15 protein-coding genes are annotated in these 18276 nt (G+C 60.7%); 6 read left to right on the forward strand and 9 right to left on the reverse strand.

The window, feature by feature from the left end; genetic code table 11:
• Positions 1 to 343 precede the first annotated feature (343 nt).
• Together SH664x_RS04685 and SH664x_RS04690 are read left to right on the forward strand one after the other, a co-directional pair.
• Positions 344 to 529, forward strand: a complete 186-nt coding sequence (locus SH664x_RS04685) for a YezD family protein (protein ID WP_437205463.1) — start codon at positions 344 to 346, stop codon at positions 527 to 529.
• A 61-nt stretch (positions 530 to 590) separates the two neighbouring features.
• Positions 591 to 1055, forward strand: coding sequence for a hypothetical protein (locus tag SH664x_RS04690; RefSeq protein WP_437205464.1), 465 nt, complete (start codon positions 591 to 593; stop codon positions 1053 to 1055).
• A 174-nt stretch (positions 1056 to 1229) separates the two neighbouring features.
• Here SH664x_RS04690 and SH664x_RS04695 read toward each other — a convergent pair whose 3' ends face one another.
• The gene (locus SH664x_RS04695; protein ID WP_437205466.1) at positions 1230 to 1682 is read right to left on the reverse strand and encodes a hypothetical protein; all 453 of its coding nucleotides are present in this window, start codon (positions 1680 to 1682) and stop codon (positions 1230 to 1232) included.
• Between the two features lie 460 nt (positions 1683 to 2142).
• Between SH664x_RS04695 and SH664x_RS04700 the strand changes: the two genes are divergently transcribed.
• Positions 2143 to 2361: a hypothetical protein gene (locus SH664x_RS04700; RefSeq protein ID WP_437205468.1), complete on the forward strand. Its 219-nt coding sequence runs from the start codon at positions 2143 to 2145 to the stop codon at positions 2359 to 2361.
• Positions 2362 to 2428: 67 nt separating this feature from the next.
• Here the strand turns inward: SH664x_RS04700 and larC are convergent, their stop codons facing one another.
• From larC to SH664x_RS04730, 6 genes are all read right to left on the reverse strand, one after another.
• Positions 2429 to 3733 carry a nickel pincer cofactor biosynthesis protein LarC gene (gene larC, locus SH664x_RS04705; protein WP_437205470.1) on the reverse strand — a complete coding sequence of 435 codons (1305 nt, stop codon included), beginning with the start codon at positions 3731 to 3733 and terminating at the stop codon, positions 2429 to 2431.
• Positions 3734 to 3760: 27 nt separating this feature from the next.
• Positions 3761 to 4180, reverse strand: a complete 420-nt coding sequence (locus SH664x_RS04710) for an acyl-CoA thioesterase (protein ID WP_437205471.1) — start codon at positions 4178 to 4180, stop codon at positions 3761 to 3763.
• A gap of 283 nt (positions 4181 to 4463) precedes the next feature.
• Entirely contained in the window at positions 4464 to 5126 is a 663-nt protein-coding gene (locus tag SH664x_RS04715; protein ID WP_437205473.1) for a hypothetical protein, read from the reverse strand.
• A gap of 215 nt (positions 5127 to 5341) precedes the next feature.
• Positions 5342 to 6910, reverse strand: coding sequence for a shikimate dehydrogenase (gene aroE / locus SH664x_RS04720; RefSeq protein ID WP_437205474.1), 1569 nt, complete (start codon positions 6908 to 6910; stop codon positions 5342 to 5344).
• Between the two features lie 44 nt (positions 6911 to 6954).
• A complete protein-coding gene (galT, locus tag SH664x_RS04725) occupies positions 6955 to 7980 on the reverse strand; it encodes a galactose-1-phosphate uridylyltransferase (protein WP_437205476.1) in 1026 nt (341 codons plus the stop codon).
• Between the two features lie 248 nt (positions 7981 to 8228).
• Positions 8229 to 8600: a hypothetical protein gene (locus SH664x_RS04730; protein WP_437205478.1), complete on the reverse strand. Its 372-nt coding sequence runs from the start codon at positions 8598 to 8600 to the stop codon at positions 8229 to 8231.
• Between the two features lie 487 nt (positions 8601 to 9087).
• Here SH664x_RS04730 and SH664x_RS04735 point away from each other — a divergent pair, with 487 nt between their 5' ends.
• On the forward strand, positions 9088 to 10071 hold the full coding sequence (locus SH664x_RS04735) for a 3'(2'),5'-bisphosphate nucleotidase (protein ID WP_437205479.1): 984 nt from the start codon (positions 9088 to 9090) through the stop codon (positions 10069 to 10071).
• A 191-nt stretch (positions 10072 to 10262) separates the two neighbouring features.
• Here SH664x_RS04735 and SH664x_RS04740 read toward each other — a convergent pair whose 3' ends face one another.
• Positions 10263 to 11936 carry a GspE/PulE family protein gene (locus tag SH664x_RS04740; RefSeq protein ID WP_437205480.1) on the reverse strand — a complete coding sequence of 558 codons (1674 nt, stop codon included), beginning with the start codon at positions 11934 to 11936 and terminating at the stop codon, positions 10263 to 10265.
• Between the two features lie 40 nt (positions 11937 to 11976).
• On the reverse strand, positions 11977 to 15654 hold the full coding sequence (locus tag SH664x_RS04745; protein ID WP_437205481.1) for a secretin N-terminal domain-containing protein: 3678 nt from the start codon (positions 15652 to 15654) through the stop codon (positions 11977 to 11979).
• Between the two features lie 202 nt (positions 15655 to 15856).
• Between SH664x_RS04745 and SH664x_RS04750 the strand changes: the two genes are divergently transcribed.
• Positions 15857 to 16951: a hypothetical protein gene (locus SH664x_RS04750; RefSeq protein ID WP_437205483.1), complete on the forward strand. Its 1095-nt coding sequence runs from the start codon at positions 15857 to 15859 to the stop codon at positions 16949 to 16951.
• A gap of 50 nt (positions 16952 to 17001) precedes the next feature.
• The gene (locus SH664x_RS04755) at positions 17002 to 18210 is read left to right on the forward strand and encodes a type II secretion system F family protein (protein ID WP_437205485.1); all 1209 of its coding nucleotides are present in this window, start codon (positions 17002 to 17004) and stop codon (positions 18208 to 18210) included.
• The last annotated feature ends 66 nt before the right edge of the window (positions 18211 to 18276 follow it).

The following is an 18276-nucleotide window of genomic DNA, read 5'->3' on the forward strand; positions in this document are numbered from 1 at the left end:
GAGGCGAGCGCCGCCACGAAGCCTGAGCGTTCGAGGTGTTGTGTTATTGTAAGTTATTTCTGTGTCGTTGTTTATGAAAACGTTTTCGCGTTGGTGCTGCCAACGGTGCTCTGTTTATAAGTTGGGACGGCAGCGATTGACACAGCCAGCAGAGTAAATATACACTACTGCAGTGGTAATTGTTCAAGCCGCTGAGGGGGACCGGTCGATGAGTCGAGAACAGAATCCGCCCGCGACGGAGTTTGACCTTCCCGGGGAAGAGTCCAGCCGGAAACGTCCACCACCTCCTCGCTTCCGGCGGGGCTCCGTTCCTCAACTCAATGCCCGACCAGTGGAAGCTGCCATGTCCCCCAGCAGAAAGCAGGTCTCCGTCATGGAAAAGAATTCGACGTCCACTGCGAACCTGCAAGACGCGACTCAGCTCATTCATGAGGCTCTCAAGGGGCTGCGGTTCGGACATCTGACGATCGTGATTCAGGACGGGGTGATCGTGCAGATCGACCGGACGGAGAAGCGTCGAATCGTTTGAGTCCACGTTAAGACGCTGTTTCCGCTATTCCCCTTTTCACGTCTGTCCGAAAGGGATTCCCATGTCTGTTGACTGCGCATCGCTTCGCATCCCGGGCCGATTCCCGGCGCCTTCGAGCTGGACGCAGCAGAGCTGTGCCAGCCAGACGGATGTGAAACGTTGCGTGGACGCGGTGCTCAAGCTGATGCAGCAGCACCCGTTCAGCACCAGTGACGTGCTGGCGGTGCAGGTCTCGGTGCGCGAAGCACTCGAAGGGGCACTTTCTGATCCCCGCTCGGGTTGTCTGGGAGAAGCAGCCCCGGTGCGGTTTCAGTATCGGGTGGAACCGGATCATGTCTGGGTGGCGATCCGCGGGGAGTCGGGGGCATCGTCTACCGATCGTCCGCAGAAGCCAGGCCCCCATGCACTGTCACGGATTTACATGACCGATGTCGCGGTCAATCCGGAGGAAAACTCGCTGTTGCTGCATCGACATCGGGGACATGGGGCCGCCAGTCTGCCACATGGTTACGACTTCCAGATTTAACCTCAGCTCGACGGCAAAAGGTCGCTCGTTTTTTCCGAACCGCGGTCGGCATTTCGTGTGGAGAAATGCTCGCTTTCGCGAGGAGAAGTCGGGTTCATCAAATGTGAGTAGCCGATAAAAAATGCCTCGAAGAATTCACTTCGAGGCATTTTCAGTGAATTTCGGGGCTCTGAATCAGCAGCAGCAACAGACCGGAGTACCGTTGAAGCACAGGAAGCAGGTGCAGCCGTTCTTGATGCAGTTGGCGACTGCTTCGCAGCAGGCCTGAATCATCTGGCAGCAGGCGGCGTCGCCACTGGTGCAGGTAATGCAGCAGCCATCTTTCGTCGGTTCGTACTTGCAATGTCCGCAGCAGAGCTTGCAGTCCAGGCAGGTGACGCCGTTGAACTGGCAGCACAGCGAGCACTGGCCGCTGCTCAGCATCTGGCAAAGATTCTGCAGCGTACTGCAGGCGACTTCGTCTTCGCAGCTGCAGACGATCTTGCAGCCGTCCTTGCACTTTTCAATCCGGATTTCGCAGCGGGGGACCACGCACCAGTTGGTGGCGGGAGCGGCACCCGGTGCACAGGCGGCTGGACTTGCGGAAGCGCCAAATGAATTCCGCTCAACCATGACTGAACTCGTCATCAGAAACTCCTTTTTCGAAGTGGGGGGAAACAGAACTTCCCAAGCGAGAGCACCTCTGGAATGCCAGTCAGCTGCTCAAAATCCTGTCGCTGAATTGCCTCCCGTTGCCGGGTAAGCCCCATCCTGGTTGTACCTGACATGAAGCACTCAGGTGGTAAGGACTGTACCGCCTGTAGGGGGGGTGAGCAAGAGGCATCTCCGGAAATGGCGTTCTGGCCGCGACATCCGGCGCCCGACTCAGCAGGTTCAGCCGATGAAGAATGCCATGCAATCCAAGCTCGACAAGAATGCGTGTTGTTGTGACTCCCACAGCCTGCCAGGCGGTGAGGGGCTGATGCTGCGGTCCGCAGCAGACTGACTTCTCCAGATGACGCCCGGCCCCGCCGGGCTTTTTTATTGCCTGTCTGCTCCTCTCCAGGACGGGCAGGCGGACTGAGTCGACCGAATTCGGAGGCTGCAAATGCCCGCAAATCGTATTGCCCGCTATTATGGAATGGAATCGCCTCCTGCTGCCCGTGAAGCTTCCGAGCTCCCCGCCAGTGGATTCATCGCCCTGCCTCCCATGAGCGGGGCCTCCTCCCTCAATCCCATGCCGGACGTCTATCGGATCGCCCTGGAAGCGGCACGCAAAGAATCAGACCGCCGCTTTATTGAGCTGATGCGGTCCATCATGGAATAGCCCGGACCTCTTCAGGGTGATGTCGGCTGCAGAAGCTGCAGCGGCGACTTCAGCAGCCCGGCGACTGTCAATGATGATGGTCGTGATCGTGGCTATGGTTGTGATCATGATCGTGCCGGTGACCGTGGTGATCGTGATCATGCCCGCCCGTCGCGGCTGATGGAGCCACCACGGGATGTGGACGCTGCGTCTGCAGTTCCGGCTGCAGCTGCTCGAAGGCAATCATGGCTGCCCGGTAAATCTCGCGGAACGGGCGATTGTGGATCTGGGCGAGTCGGGCACAGTCATCAAACTCCGGGGAAAACTCCGGCTTCCCTGATGACTGCCAGGCTACCTTCCCCAGCAGGGGACCGAACGATGTCAGCACGGTGTGCGGTTGCCGAGCCCGGACAGAGCGTTCGAGCAGGTGCCGACGAATCCCCAGCGTGCCGGTCTCCGCAAACAGGATCTCTTCGAGTTTGTCAGCCAGAGCCGGGGGAGAAAGCACGCTCAGCAGGATGCCGGGCCGCTGCTTCTTCATCTGAATCGGCAGAGAATAGACATCGAGTGCTCCGGCTGACAGCAGTTGCTGCGTCGTGTAGCCGATCACCTCACCGCTGAGGGAGTCGAGATTGGTTTCCAGCAGCGTCACCAGATCCTGACCCGGACCGGTGACCGATTCACCGATGAAGACCCGCAGGATGTTCGCGCGATCGGGCAGATCGTAGGTGCCCGCACCGCACCCGATCGCCTGAATGGAAAGCGGAGGCAGGGGACCGAAGCGGTCCGCCATCACCTTGACAATGGCGGCTCCGGTGGGGGTCGTGAGCTCGGCTTCGATCGGCAGGTCACGGAGGGGAATTCCTTTGAGCAACTCCGCCGTTCCCGGAGTCGGCACCGGACAGAGTCCGTGATCGATCCGGACTTCTCCCCGTCCGGGCGGAAGCGGACCGCAGACAATCTGGTCGGCCTGCAGCAGATCGAATGCGATCGCGGCTCCGACGATATCGACGATCGAATCGATCGCTCCCACCTCGTGGAAGTGAATCGATTCCGGATCACTGCCATGGACATGTGCCTCCGCGATGGCCACGGCGCGAAAAATCTCGAGTGCCGTCTGACGTTGCCGCGGCGTCAATCCCTCCGCACGTTCGAGGAGTGCCCGAATATCGCTGTAGTGCCGGTGCGCATGCTGCTCGGGATGAACCACGCGGATCGATTTTGCCCGGAAGCAGCTCTTCATGACCTCGTGGACTTCGAGGGTCACCTCCGGCAGCTGCAGCGAGGCGATCCCGCGGCGAATGGCTTCGGCGTCGACACCAGCATCAATGAGAGCGGCCAGCAGCATGTCTCCGCTGATGCCGGTTGCACATTCCAGATAGAGGATCTTCAACGGTTGCTCCTTGGGCCGGTCACCAGTTCACGCCTTGTCGTTGCGAGGTTCTTCGGCAGGTCGGTTGTAGAGGAGTTCGGGGGTGATCCGCTGCACTTCTCCCTGCTTGTCGACGCAGGCCAGAATCGAACTGCCGGTGGCAATCAGTTCGGTCCCCCGGACCACCTCGTATTCGTGCTGCAGCTTGGCGGCCGTCCATTTCGAAAGGCGGGCTCGCAACGTCAGCTGATCGTCGTAGCGGGCAGGTCGACGATAATTGCATTCCACTTTCACGACGACGAGAAAGTAGCCCCGCTCTTCCATCGCCCGGTAATCTCCTCCCATGTGCCGAAAGAGTTCCGTGCGGGCGATTTCGAAGAAGGCAATGTAATTGGCATGGTGCAGCAGCCCCATGGCGTCGGTTTCGGAATAGCGGACGCGGATGGACGTTTCAAACCAGTCGGACATATCCTCTGCCTGCATTGTGGATCGCTGCTGCGATGCCGGTGATCTGTCGATTTCCCGGAACGTTCGGGGCCGTTCCTTCCACCCAGCACAACGCACGTGGCATTCTGCGCGGTTCGCGCCGGGCGCTGTATGAGATGGCAACCGCCGTGCGAGATCAAGGGGAACTGGAGAATCGATCCGCCAAGGAGCACAGGGAATTCTGATTGCGGCAGCCGGCAGTCGATTCCGGAGGGGACAGGAGCACGAACTTCGATTGCAAGGGCTGTTGCGAACGCCGGGTTGATTAGCGCTGCGCGGGGCCCTGCTTGCGGAGCAAGGCGAGGATTTCAGCGGTGGAGCCCGGTTTCGGGAGGTCGCTCCTGGGAGCAGGCGCCGTTGCGGGGGCGGGGGCTGGTTCCGCGGGAGCGGGAGTGGCCGCCACTGGGGGAGTCACTGCCGCAGAAGCTTCCGGCGCGGACTGCGCCTGTTGAGCCGCTTTGGCTGCTGCCTGCTGCTTGAGGACTTCGATCGGCGACAGTTTCTTTTCACCGGCGGCGGGCGGCGGCGAGGCTGCGGAAGGTTTCGCGGCTCGCAGTGCCTCGAGGGGACTCTGCGCAGCGGCGCCGGTGGGCTTGGCGGCTCGCAGTGCTTCCAGAGGGCTTTTGGCAGCGGTTGCGGGAGACGCTGCTGGTTTCGGTTTCTCCGACGGAGTCTCAGCGGCAGGCTTGGCGTGCTCTTTCGGCTTCGGAGCGGGGGCATCGACGACCTTCAGAAAGGTGGGGTCGATGTCGTACCAGCTGATGTCGACCGGATTGTCGAACTGCACGAGCGCCCGGCCGTTCATGTTCACCGTTTTGACCTGCCCGGTCAGTCCGGAGAACCGCCGGAGTTCGGGAATGCCTTCCTGAACGACAACATATTTGTCCGTCAGTTCGCGTTTGGAAACTTCCGCCTTGGCGATCATCATGGATCGAGACTTCCCAAAAGACGTGAGTCCGGTGTCGGGCAGATTTTCGACGACCGGTCCGTTGATTTCAAGCTCAAGTGGTTTTGGATGCGTTCAGGCGGGAACTTTCCCGGAAATGCGAGAGCGTCCTGGTTCAGCGTCGCCTGGCCGTTTCCCAATGGGGGCGAACCGCCGGGTTCAGCCTCTCCGAGACGCGGACCGTGGATCGAGTGGAACTATTCTTCTTCCTGCGCGTCGGTGCTCTGGCGGGTCATCTGCTCGGCAACTTCGGTCGGTGCGGCGTGTCCGGTATCGGTTTTGATCCGAACCGGCGAAATCCCCCGTCGCAGACGGGTCCGCATGTCATCCAGTGAAGCATCGCGACGGGTGAAGTATTTGAACTGGGCAGCTGCTTGCCGGATGAACATCTCAATGCCGCTCACGACATGGCAACCATGCTCGCGGGCTTCCTTGATGAACAGTGTGTTCTCGGGATTGTAGATCGTGTCGAACACGACTTGACCATCGCGGAACCAATGCTGCTCGTAAGGTGTCTCATTCATGTTCGGGAACATGCCGATCGGCGTGCAGTTGATGATGATGTCGGTGGAAACCGCCCCCCGATTGGCCCACGACATGAACTGGCACTGCAGCTCTTCCGCCAGCTTGGCTCCCCGGGCTTTGGTCCGGTTGGTGATCGTGACTGCGGCACCGGCGCGACAGGCTCCCAGCGCGATGGCCCGGGCCGCCCCCCCGGCACCCAGAATGAGCACCCGCTGACCATTCAGTGACGATTCTCCTTTTTGTTCCAGTCCCAGCTGGACCGAATCGAGCGCTGCCTGATAGTCGGTGTTGGCCGCGCACCAGCGTCCCTGTGAATCCTTGAAGAGGGTGTTGGCCGCCCCGATTTCGCGGGAGGCTTCATCAGCCAGGCCGGCAAACTGGAGTGCGGCCCCTTTGTGCGGAATCGTGACGCTGAAGCCCCGAAATCCCAGTGACTCGTAGGCTTTCAGGCTTTCGTTGAACTCTTCGGCCGGGACCCGCAGCGGCAGGTACACCGCGTTCAGCCCCATCCGATGAAAGCTCGCGTTGTGCAGCAGCGGGCTCCAGCTATGGCCGATCGGATCGCCGACCACTCCGAACAGAGCGGTCCGTTCACTGATCTGATCGTAGCGGTAGAGCTTCTTCACCTCTTCAAACGCGAGCTGGCCCGGTGCCATCACCCGGTCTTTGCTGAATGTGGCATAGGTGAACGGCGAGCCGAATCGCCCGCACAGCAGACGGCTGACCATGCCGATCTCGCCCATGCAGAAGCCGATCGTCGGAACCTTCGCCTCGGCGACGAGCTTCAGCATCCGGGCGTTGTCCAGGGGGGAGTTTGCCATCGTCGCGATCTTGACGATGTCGGCATCCAGCTTGGCCAGCCGGGCGTGAATCTCTTCGAGATTGTCAGGGGTTTTCTCGAAGTCGTGGTGGCTGACGATCCGCTTGGTCTTTCCATACCGGGGAACCTTGCGGGCGGTGTCTTCTTCGAGGTCGACGTATTCGACCCCTTCCAGAATCGCCTCGCGCAGGAGGAGGAGCCGCTTTTCCTCCGTGCCTGAGAACCGGCCTCCGTCGTCGTGCCGACGGCAGGTGACAATCACCGGCGTCGGGCGTTTCGACAGCTGCAGCTTCCGCAGCTCCGGATTGCGACCGATGTAATCGATCCGCAGCTCGACCAGTTCGGCGCCGCGCTCAGCGAGAGCTTCATGTTCTGCCACCATGCTTTTGTGGCGGGTTCGTCCGAGCGTTACGCAAATCATACTTCAGTCTACCGGCAGGCGATGGCAAATTCAGACAGGGTCCGTTACGTCGACTCTTCCACATCGGTCTCCCGCAGAAAGCGGGCGGCTTCTTCCGGGGCCACCGGGTTGATGTAGAACCCGCTTCCCCATTCAAAACCGGCGACCCGGCTGAGACGGGGGAAAATCTCAATATGCCACAAATAGTGCGGCAGGTCATGTGTGGAGAACGGAGCCGAGTGCAGGACGTAATTATAGGGGGGATCGTCAAGGCCGAGTTCAAGTTTCCGCAGGACGGTCTTCATGACCACTCCGAGGTCTTCGACCATCGGCTTGGGAATGTTTTCGAAATGGCTGGAATGCTGCCGCGGGAGAATCCACGTTTCAAAGGGAAAGCGGCTGGCATACGGACAGATCACAACGAAATGTTCCGTTTCCAGCACGACCCGCACTTCGCTGGCCAGCTCCTGCTGAATCATGTCTTCGAAGATGCAGCGTCCCCGGTAATCGTAGAACTCCCGGGCCCCTTCAAGTTCTTCCTGAATGGCGATCGGGACGATCGGAGTGACAATCAGCTGAGAATGGGCATGATCGAGTGAAGCCCCGGCACGGGCCCCTTTGTTCTTGAAGATCAGGCCGTGGACGAGACGGCGATCGCGCTTGAGGTCGACGAGCCGGTCGCGGTAGACCCAGAGAACCTCGCGGATGTTGTCGACGCTCAGCCGCGACATGTTGGTTTCGCGATGAGGACATTCAATAATGACTTCGTGAGCGCCGATGGCGTTCATCTTGTCGTAGATTCCCTCTCCCCGTTTTTCGAGCTGCCCCTCGACACGCACGGCGGGAAACTTGTTGGGAATGACCCGCACCCGCCAGCCGGGACCATTAGGAACCCCGCCATCGCGGTACGCCAGAATTTCGGGAGTGGTGGCGTCTTCATTGCCGGCGAGAAAGGGGTCAAAGGATTCGGTGGAGATCTCTTCACGGTCGCTGAAAGTGTTCGGTCGGCTCAAGCGGTCCGGGGCAATAATGACCCAGCGACCCACGATCGGGTCTTTTCGCAATTCCTGAGTCGAACGACCTGTGGTCATCAGCTACCTCTTTGCACGCAACAATACGAGCCCCAGCCAAAATCGAGAGAGCGCTCGACCCGGATGCCGGACACCGTGGAGAATTCGAAATGAATTGCGAGTACGCTGACACAGGGTAGACAATGTGGGCAACCCTGCTCAAGACGCGCAAAAAAAGAACGCGAGACGGTCCGAGGAAAGAGACCGTCTCGCGCACTCGTTTAGATCTGGAATGACGTCGCGATGATGTCAGATCCAGCCTTGCTGAACTACTTCGCCTTGGCAGGTGAAGGGAGTTCGCCGGCCTTCAGCAGTTCGCCGTAGGTCTTGCCGCTGGCGTCCTTCTGGTCTTCGATCTTGCCCAGAGCTTCCTGGACCTTGGCGACGTCCTTTTCAGGCACCACCTTGCCGCCATCGTCCTTCTTCAGGTCGAGGGCGGTTTTCAGTGCACCGGCGTAGTCGCTGAGCACTTTCTTGTTGGCTCCTTTTTCGCCACCGTGGCAGACACCGCACTTCTGCTCTTTCACCTTCTCATTATCTGCCAGCTTGTACTTTTCGGTCAAAGCTTTCAGGTAGTTGGGGCGAGCTTCCGCCTGCTGCGGCGCGGAAACCACGAGCAGCCCGGCGACGGCTGTCAGCATGAAACAAGTGCACAGTTTTCTCATACGATTAGCTCCAGAAACTCTGCGGTAGGTGAGTCGACGGCGTATCCTTCGTCTTGCCCAACAAGGGGGACGAGTTCAATGATTCAGGTGGGTACTTTGTCCATGTATCGGCACCGCCGGAGGGTCTGATTAGAATTCGCCAGTCCCCCGCTTGTCAACGTACGCTGCGACGACCGGGCGGGGGGGCGATTCGCCAGTTCATCGCAATTTAAATGCCGCAGGGTGAATTTTACCAGGAGACCAGTGCGGACGACTTTGCTGACCACAGGACAGGGGTGAAAACCGTATCGAACCTCGGTAGATTTCCTGTTCCGCAGTGGGCAGTCGGTCGGCCGCAACGAGAACACCGGTTCCCCGAGCTCTGCCGGTTTTGTGCATTTCAGCAGCAGTTACAGTATTCGCCGTCACTTTGCATGCGGGCAGAGTCTGGTCGTCACAGCAGCAGTCTGGCAGGGATTCACGGATGTCGAAGCAGTTTGATCGGGAACTTTCAGCGGCAATCCAGGCGGTCAGTCTGGCAGCGGAGATTTGCCGGACGGTGCAGGCCCAGATCACGCCCAACATGCTGGAAAAGAAGGACCGCTCTCCGGTCACAATTGCCGACTACGCCAGTCAGGCAGTGATCTGCCGTCAACTGCGCGAGGTGTTTCCCGACGACTTCATCGTTGCGGAAGAAGATGCCGCCACGCTGCGGGAAGAGGAACAACAGGGGTTTCTGGACCGGACCGTCGCCGAAATCCGGGCGGCCGGAATTGCCGCTGAGCCCGCCGAAGTGATTTCCTGGGTCGATGCGGGGAGCCACGATGCTGCGGCGCGCCGCTACTGGACACTCGATCCGATTGACGGCACGAAGGGCTTCCTGCGCAAAGAACAGTTTGCCATCTCGCTGGCCTTGTTGATTGACGGAGAGATTCAGGTCGCAGCGCTCGGTTGTCCGAACCTGCCGGGGCCGAACGGGACCGGAGTGCTGTTGACCGCCATTCGCGGCCGCGGTGCGAAAATGGCGCCGTTGACACGTGGAGTGCAGCCATCCGACTTCCATCCCATTCATGTTTCGAAGATCGCAGATCTTGCTGAGGCACGGCTGTGCGAGTCAGTGGAGTCGGGACACAGTGCCCACGACGAGTCAGCCGCCATTCACCGTCTGCTGGGGCTGCAGGCTCCTCCGCTCCGGATGGACAGTCAGGCCAAGTACGGCGTGCTGGCCCGTGGGGATGCCGAGATCTATCTGCGACTGCCGACCCGCAAGGACTATGTGGAGAAGATCTGGGATCACGCGGGAGGCGTGCTGGTCATCGAGGAAGCGGGCGGTCGGGTCAGCGATGTGCAGGGGAACCGGCTCGATTTCCATCAGGGAGCGACGCTGAAGAACAATCAGGGAGTCGTCGCGACGAACGGATTGCTGCACGATGTCGTGCTGGAGGCCTTAAAGTCGCTGCGGCAGTAGTCTGCCGCCGGGTCTCGTCAGGAATCGAGGCGTGCATCGCTGCCCGGGCTTCGGGACAGCCGAAAAAAGATGTGCAGCGCGGCGTCGACGAGCGCTTCTTCGCTTTTGATTTCGCTGTTCGCGCCCCGCGGAGATGAGCATTGCAGCTGATGAAACGCGTGCTGCGCGGGGATAGCCAAGAGCGAGCTGCTCTATTCGCCGCGCGTAATCCGGACCACTTCTTCCAGCGTGGTAATTCCATCCAGCATCTTGATGTAGCCAGCGTGCCGCAGGCTGGTCATCCCCTGCTGAATAGCCACATTGCGGATCTCTCCGGTGCTGGCCCGCTCGGCACAGAGATGTTTGATCTCGGGCGTATTGAGCAACAGTTCGTGAACACCCGTCCGGCCGGAATAGCCGGTGTCACGGCAGTCACGACAGCCGACCGGCATGTAGAGTGGAGCCGAGCCCCGCTCGGGGAAATCGGCAGGCAGGTCCCCTTCGGCCGGTTCGAACGGCTTCCGGCAGCGGCTGCAGAGGCGTCGCAGCAGTCGTTGGGCCAGCACCCCTTCCACCGTACTGGCGACGAGATACGGTTCAACTCCCATGTCGACGAGTCGGGTGAAGGCACCGGGGGCATCGTTGGTGTGCAGCGTGCTGAAAACCAGGTGACCGGTCAGCGACGCCTGGATCGCGCTGGTCGCGGTTTCGCCGTCACGAATTTCCCCGATGAGGACCACGTCCGGGTCGTGACGCAGGATGCTGCGCAGTCCGGCGGCGAAGGTCAGACCGATCTTCGCATGCACCTGAATCTGGCTGATGCCGTTGAGATGGTATTCGACGGGGTCTTCAACGGTAATGATCTTGGTTTCGGGGCTGCGGATTTCGTTGAGCGCACTGTAGAGCGTGGTCGTTTTTCCGGAGCCGGTCGGCCCGGTGACCAGCACAATTCCGTGGGGGAGCGCGATCAGCTTCTGGAATTTGTCGTACAGGTCCGGAGGGAAACCGACCCCCTGCAGGTTGAACACCATCCGCTGCTTGTCGAGCAGACGAAGCACGACCCCCTCGCCGTGAAGCATCGGAATGATCGAAACGCGGAGGTCGATATCCCGTCCCTGCACGCGGACGTTGATACGACCGTCCTGCGGGAGTCTTTTTTCCGCGATGTTCAGCCGCGACATGATTTTGAGTCGGGTGACGATCGCGCTGGCGAAGTGATTGATTTCCGGGGGAACCGGCTGCACCCGCAGGATGCCGTCGACCCGGAAGCGGACCACGAGGCCGGTTTCCTGCGGCTCCAGATGGACGTCGCTGGCCCGCTGCTCAAGTGCTTCGACCAGCAGTTCGTTCACCAACCGGATGACCGAGGGCGCCTGCGCGGATTCTGCGAGTTCACCCATTCCCTCGGGGATTGCTTCCAGCAGATCAACATCATCGGAGCGCTGGGCCACCAGCTCCTTAATGGTATCGCCGCCGACCCCCAGATTCCGTTTGATCAGGTCGAGAATTTCATTCCGGCAGGAGAGGACCGGTTCGATCCGCACACCGCCGAGCGTGCTCAGTTCATCGATCGCTTCCAGATCGAAGGGATCGCTGACGGCCACCTGAACATGTCCGTTCTGGCGAGTGAGCGGAATGACTTCGTGCCGGAAAATGGCGGTTGTGGGAAAGAGGTTGAGCAGTTCGCGATCGACGTTGAACTCTTTCAGGTCGACATAGGGCATGCCGAGTTCGTTGGAGAGCAGGCGCAGCGCGTCCTCCTCGCGGAGAATTCCCATCTCGACCAGCGCTCGGTCAATGCGTTGAGCGGGGCCGGTTTCCAGAGCCAGGTCGAGTTGCTGCTGGGTAATGAGCCCACATTCCAGCAGAAGGGAACCGAGGTTCATAGTCGTCGCTTTACTGTAAAATCATCTCAAAGGTCTGAGGTTATCGTCGGCCGCTCGTGGAGCCGCCTCGTCCACCGAAGCCGCCACCCGGCCCGCCGCCAAATCCCCCACCCCCTCCACCAAAGGTGCCACGACCACCAAAGCCACCCCCGCCGAATCCGCCGCTGCCAAAGCCGCCTCCTCCGAATCCGCTTCCACCACCTCCCTGCATCCGTTCGCGCATCCGCTGTTCGAAGAACTGACGGGCCTGATCACTGCTGGGGGCACCACCCGGGGCGGGGGCTGCACTATTTGAGGAGGTATCCGCAGTCCGGGCCCGGCTGCCGGTGGTGCTGACTTTCACATGCGGGATCAGTGAACCGAGTGTGCTCTGCATCAGGGCCGGGCTGGTGCTGTCGAGTGTCACGACACGGACGGTGCGGCGGGCTTCTTCAGCGGCCTTGTCGATCGACTGCACCAGGGCTTCCACTTCGCGGTACAGGGCTTCATCGGCCCAGACAATCAGGGAATTGGAATTGGCATCCACGCTGACTGCCAGTTTCGCCGCCGGACGGGTCTCTTCGTTTCCGCCGCGACCCCCACCGCCGAACATGGCGGCCATCGGGCTCCCCTGCTGCTGCCGCACGGCGGGAGGATCGATGTATACCTTGTAAACTTCCTTTACCGTGGTGTAGACCTCGTGGGCGTCGGCAAATTCCACGGCGATCATCCGCGAGAGTTTGTCACGGTAGGAATCTCCCAGCTCGGACGCATCGAGCACCTTCAGCATCTCTTCCACTTCGCGTACCTGCGCTGAAGGGCCGGAGACGAACAAGGCGTTGAGACGGGTGTCGGGAATCACTCTCAGCTGCGTGGCGTCGGCGGAAGACATCAGGCTGGAGCCCAGAGCAGAAAGACTGCTGGTCGAACTCGTGCTCGACGAGGCCCCCACGTTAATGCCCGGGAAGAGTCGGGAGAGCATCAGCGACACCTCGGTCGCGTCACCCGACCGCAGCGAAAAGACGGTCCACGTGACTCGCGGAGGAATCGTGGACAGCGTGTGATTCAGCAATTCTTCCAGATCATTCAGCTTCGAAGGATCGGAAGAGGAGACGATCAGTTCGTCTCCCATCACGGAGATATTGACCTTGGCGGACGAATCGTCCGACCGGGCGGGGGCATTCCCCTGTGGAGCACGTTGCCGCGGAGCGGGACGGGCGACCGAATCGGCGTAGTCCTGCAGCAGCTGCATCAGCTCAGGACTCAACCCATCATCAGACTTGGGGGCCGCTTCGGTCTGGCCTTCGGCCTGAGCGGCAAAACGGATCACCGTCCGGGCTGGCTGGTGATGTTCGGCCGCGTTGCGATCCGAGGGAGTGCCCGGGCGCGGTGATTCGTCCGTTCGGGTTTCGAGCGGAGAAATTGACTGCCGCTGCTGTGAGGAACGACCGCGCGGGTCAATGATCTGGATCGGCGTCGGATGGTTGGATTCCCACATCCGCTGCAGCAACGGAAGCAGCTCTTCGGGATCGCGTCCGCCGAGGGGAAGTGACCGGACCCGGGAGTTGTTATAGGCGTTCCGGTTGCCGGTCCCGTCTTCTCCCAGCTGGGAGAGCAGCGCCCGGATCTGAGTGAGCTGATCGCTGTTGCCGCGCACCAGCAGCTGGCGACCGTAGATGTCGGCTTCCAGCGTCGGCGCTTCCGCCCCATCCTTGAGGAAGACCGACTTCAGCATGGCGATGGCGGAGTTGACATCCATCTTCACCAGCGGGATCACGGCGACCTGCAGGCCGCCTCCCTTGCCGTCCATCTGCAGGATCAGGGCTTCCACCTGACGATGCTGATCGGGCGTGGCGAAGATATGAATCTTGCCGTTGCGGCCATCCTCATTGACGACGACTCCGGGAATCAGGGAGTCGATGGTTTTGGTCACTTCGCGCGGATCGGCCCCTTTCACGGTGTACACAACCAGATGGGGCTTGTTGCTCATGGTGGCGAATTGCTGGTTGCCGGAGCTGACATCAATCGTCTGCAGGGCCTGATCGATCAGCTGATGCTGCGCGAGCGTGGCGGTGACGAGCAGATGATTGGTGCGGGCATCGGTGGCGATCTGCATGTTCGGAGAGGCCGGAGCAGGCTGGGGAGCTCCGGGCCGTCCGCCCCGGTCCCGTTCCCCGCTGACATTCGTCACGCCGGTGCCGACTCCCATCAGGCTGCGGAGGAGAGTTTCCGCATCCGCCGCTGCGATGTTCTTGATGGCGTAAGCCTTGAAGGTGACAGCATTCGGTCCACCGCGGGCCGTCACGTCGGCCAGCAGATCGCGAATGCGACGGAGATTGGTGCCGATGTCGGTCACGAGCACCGAATTGGTCGATTTCAGCCCGACGACTTTTCCCTGCGGCCCCTTGATCTCATTGACTTCCACGGCGACCTGATCGATGTCAACTCCCTGCAGCGGGAAGATGACGGTGAGCAGTTCGTTTTTGCCGCGGCTGTCGAGGTCAGCGGGAGCGATGTTCGGAATCAGGTTCGGCGGAATCTGTTCATCAATATTGATACAGACCAGGAAGTCATTCCGGCGGACGAGGCAGTATCCCTTGGGAAGCAGATAACCATTGAGGATGTCGAGTGCTTCGGTCGGGGTGTATTCTGCCCGGTCGAAGTAGCTGAATGTACCCGGCGGAACGACGTTCAGGTCGAGGGAAAGTCCCGCTTCCTGTGCAAACAGACGCAGGACGTCGGTCCAGGGGGCATAGCGGAAGCTGAAGCTGAGCTTCTTCTCTCCGGCAGCATCCGGGTTCGATCCGGAAGTGTTGGTATTTGCTTCAGCGCTGGGAGCTGCGGGGGTCAACTCAGTCGCAGAGGGAGAGCGACCAAACGAGACCACGGCCTGAGCGCCGGGCGGGGCGGTTTCAATGAATACCTGCCGGGGTGTGACCGGTGCGGGGACCGCTGCAGCCGGTGTGGCGGTTGTCGTGGCGACGGTGGCTGCCGGGGCGCCCAGACGTTTGGTGTATTCGTCACGCTGGGCCGGTGTCAGCACTGCGAGATATTTGGCGTTCCATTCGGCGTCGAACTTCTTGCGTTCTTCATCGCTGGCGCCAAATCCGAGTTCGCGGAACGCTGCCCGTCGTTCTTCGCCGAGGGCGGCGAGTTGCGTTTTCTGGGCTTCAGACAGACCGAGTTCTTTGGCCAGTTCATCGCGCCCGATGGCGCTGGGGCCGGCTTTCTGCAGACGGAGTTCATTCGCGCGGCGGAACTGATCGGCTGAGAGGACTTCTTTGACTTTGCCTTCAGTTTCCAGGCGAGACTGCTCCATGCGGACCCGGAGTTCTTCGCGGACCTGCTCGCGCTCTTCGTCCGAGGCGGCTGATCGCATCCGCTGGAAGAGTTCGGAAGTGCCGCTATTGGAAGAACTTTCACGGGCGGCTTCCCGAAGGGCCTCGAGCCTTTGGATCTGGTCCGGAGTCAGTTTCAGTTCCCCGGCTGTGGCCTCGTCCCGGAGGTCGTCGAGCAGCGTGGCCCCCATGCCTCCGCGACCACTCCGGCCTCCAAATCCGCCTCCACCTCCGCCGAAGCCCCCTCCCCCTCCGAATCCCCGATCGCCGCCAAAGCCGCGGCCTCCTCCGGGACCTCCGCGGCGACCTTCATCCTGTGCGGCCAAAGACCCCGCAAAGAGGCTGACCAGCAGGACCAGGCAGACTGGAGAAGCGAGACGCATTGAAAATTTCATGGACATTGCGGATTTCCTGACTCACCGGAGCAGCTCATCTTATGCGGGAGCCCATCCCTGGGCCAGAAGTCGGCAGTTTGCGGGTTTTCCACAAACAATCCTGACTGGCGGTCCGATTTCCTTGAAGCGGGGTTTAACAGGTGACTTCAAATCGGAAATCGGCAATCCCCTTATCAAACACCGCCTTTACTCTTTCGGACCGGTCGTCATGCTGAAAACGAGAAAACTCCGGAAGTTCCGAATCTGTCTGTTGTTCTGTCTCGCCGTTGGGGCGGGGCGATGGGCCTGGGCGCAGCCCTCGGGGGGCTTCGCCGAGCGGATGATGTCACGGCTCGATACCAATCAGAACGGTCGTATTGATCCTGATGAGGCAGGCCAGATGTATCCGGAGCTCCGTGGGAGCCTGGAGCGTTCCGGAGTGGACATCAGTCGAGGTATTTCGGCGGCTGATTTGGAGCGGGCATTTTCCGCCATGCGTTCGGCGCAGGGCTCAGGCGGTGGACCGGGCGGCTCCCGGGGCTTCGGGGGAAGCAGCGGTGGAGGCTTTGGCGGGGACCGAGGGGGATTCGGAGGGGGCTATGGTGAACGTGGCGGCTTCCGTGGTGGAGATCGAGGAGGTTTCGGTGGCGGCCCGGGAGGGGGCGGCCCCGGAGGTGACCGGGGAGGCTATGGGGATCGAGGCGGCTATGGTGACCGCGGCGGGTACGGCGATCGGAGCCGTGGAAGCGAACGGGATGGGGATCGACGGGAGGCTGGCGGGGTGAAAGCTCCCACGGGGCCGGTCATGCGTCCGAAAGAGCGGGTCACCATTCCCCTTCAGCCCGCATTCCACGATGGGGATACCGATCACGATGGGCAGATCGGTATGTACGAATGGCAGCAATGGCGACGGGGTGCGATCGACGAATTTCTGGCGCTGGACCTGAACGGCGACGGGTTTCTGACGCCGGGGGAACTGGCCAAGGCTCCCGCACTGGCACCCGTTCCGGCGAGCCAGCTGGCGACGAATTCACCGGCTCCGATCCTCTCGGGTGGATCGGCAGGCGCGGGGATGCCGGTGTCCGCCCCCGCGGCAAAGGCGGCTGCCGGTCCGAGCGACGCGGAGAACCGGGCGGCCAAAGCGGCCGCTCGCTTCCGACTCCTCGATGGGAATAAGGACGGCACACTGAGCCCCGAGGAATTGGCAGCCTCCCGCTCGATGACAGCCGAATTTTCAGCAGCGGGGATTGATGTGAATGTTCCGATGTCGTCAGACCTCTTCCTGCAGAACTTTATCCGTTCTGAAAACGCGAAACCCAAGTAACTTTCCGCTGGAATTGACAGCCATCGTCAGCCTCGCGAACGTCTTCTGTTATGCCTGATTATCAATACACCGCCCGGGAACATTCAGGGCAGCAGGTCACAGGTGTGCTGACTGCCGCTTCGGAACGGGAAGCGCTGGCATCGCTCTCCGCGCGGCGGCTGTTTCCGATTCAGGTCTCGATCTCGGAATCGAGCAAGGCCTCGGCCCGGCAGATCACCCGTCGGGTGCCCCCCAAAGAGCTGGCAATCTTCTATTCGCAGCTGGCCGACCTGCTGAAGTCGGGCGTGCCGTTGCTGCGTTCGCTGGAATTGCTCGGCAAGCAGTCGTCCCATCCGGCGTTGAAATCCGTCCTGCAGGATGTGCGCGATCAGATCGCCGACGGCTCCCGGCTGTACGACGCCATGCGGCAACACCCGAAGGCATTCAACGAGCTGATGATCAGCATGGTCCGCGCCGGTGAGGAAGGGGGCTTCCTCGAAGATGTGCTGAAACGGATCGCAGTCTTCACCGACCATCAGGAGGAGCTGAAGGGGCGGGTGATGGGGGCCATGGTCTATCCCATCTTCCTGATGGGAACGCTCACGGTGGTGATCTCGGTGCTGATGATCTGGTTCGTCCCCAAATTCGCCACCATGTTTGAAGGGATGGCTCAGAAAGGGCAGCTCCCCTGGGCAACGACGACCCTGCTGGCCATGAGTGACTTTGCCCGCAGCTACTGGCTGGTGGTGATGGGCGCGATCGCCCTGGCCGTTTTCGGCATCAAGCGCTGGACGAGTACGAGTGAAGGCCGCCTGCAGCTGGACAGGCTCCGTATGCGGACCCCCGGGCTGGGGAAACTGTTCAGTAGCCTGTCGATTTCGCGATTCTGCCGGGTGCTGGGAACCCTGCTGCACAACGGCGTGCCGGTGCTGAACTCTCTGCGGATCGCCAAGGATGCGACCGGAAACAAGGTGCTGACTCTGGCTGTCGACAAGGCGGCGACACAGGTTTCCACCGGAAAATCGCTGGCGAGCCCCCTGCGGGCAAGTGGACAGTTCCCCGACCAGATCGTGGAGATGATTTCGGTGGGGGAAGAGGCGAATAATCTCGAAAACGTGCTGGTTGATATTGCGGACAATCTGGAACGTCAGACCAACCGGCAGATCGAACTGTTTGTGCGCCTGCTGGAACCGATGCTGCTCATCGTCATGGCCCTGGTTGTGTTATTTGTGGTCGTGGCGCTGTTATTACCGATCCTGAATTCGTCCAACATGGTTTAATACGATATCCTGATTTCCCCCCAACACTCCGCGTGTGGAAAGAGTAGAATTTACCCACCATTGTCC

Source organism: Planctomicrobium aquicomposti, from assembly GCF_051466325.1.
Classification (GTDB): domain Bacteria; phylum Planctomycetota; class Planctomycetia; order Planctomycetales; family Planctomycetaceae; genus Planctomicrobium.